The 1051-nt window shown below is 62.8% G+C and carries 1 protein-coding gene; it reads right to left on the bottom strand.

Translation table 11 applies throughout. The features are described 5' to 3' along the window. On the bottom strand, positions 1–1051 hold a 1051-nt coding region (locus tag AWU74_RS06035), incomplete at both ends, for a UvrD-helicase domain-containing protein (protein WP_162504922.1).

The following is a 1051-nucleotide window of genomic DNA, read 5'->3' as shown; positions in this document are numbered from 1 at the left end:
CCGCACCGACACGTCCGCTTCGGTACGTCCGCCTTGCTCGGTGAGCGCGCGGATTTGCCGCGCGACAAACGCGGCTTCCGATTCGGCGGCGGAAAGCAGGTCGCCGCGCTCGTCCGTTCCGTCGGCTTCCGCGCTTTTGTCGAGCACGCAGATACGGCATTCGGGCGGAATCCGTCCGGCGGCAGACTTATCGTTCGCCGATATATCCGGCGAAGGGACGGCAGGCATTCCTCCCGCTTTATCTGCACTGGTTTTTTCTTCATTGAATGAAACTGCGCCCGCCGTGTTTATACCGTTGGGCGATTTTGCCGCGTTCGCCGCATATTCTGCACCCGCGTTTGCCGTTTCGTGTGCGTTGGTATTCGCGGCGGGGTGGCGGACCGGTACATATTCCGCCTCGTAGACGGGGCTGGGCGCTTCCGGCGTATTCGGCAGGAATATGCCCGCGAACCGCCCCGTCTCGGCGTCTCCCGACGGGCTGTATGCCGAGCCGCCGAACAAGGCGTTGAACACGCCGATAAGCTCTTTCGCCGAGCGGTAGTTGTTCTTCAGGCGCAGTTCCGTGCCGGATTCGCTATCGGTCCCGCCGACGGACTCCCTGCTTCGCGCCAAGTCGGTTTTGAGCGCGCGGAATACGGATACGTCCGCGCCGCGGAAGCGGTAAATCGACTGCTTTTCGTCGCCCACAAAAAAAAGCTTGTCGGGCGACAGGTATTCCGGCTTCGGGACGCCTTCGGCGCAGCATTCCGGCTTTTCGGCGAGCAGAAAGAGCATATCGCGCTGGAGCGCGTTGTTGTCCTGAAACTCGTCTATCATAATCGCGCGGTACGCCGCTTTTTCTGCTTGGCGGACATCGGGGTACGCGGCGAGCGAGGCGCGGGCGAGGCGGGCGACGTCGTCGAACGACAGCACCCCCTCGACGCGCTTTTGACGCAGGAACCGCTCTTGGAACAGGTTCAGCAGGTCGAACACGGCGGATATGACGCCGAACTGGGCGGCAAACACCGCGAGCGCGGAGAACGAATCGAAGACCTCGCCCAGCGCCCGCACC

It is taken from the genome of Treponema endosymbiont of Eucomonympha sp. (assembly GCF_001028545.1).
Note: the sequence above shows the minus strand (reverse complement) of the source record. Positions and strands in the feature narration are given on the sequence as shown.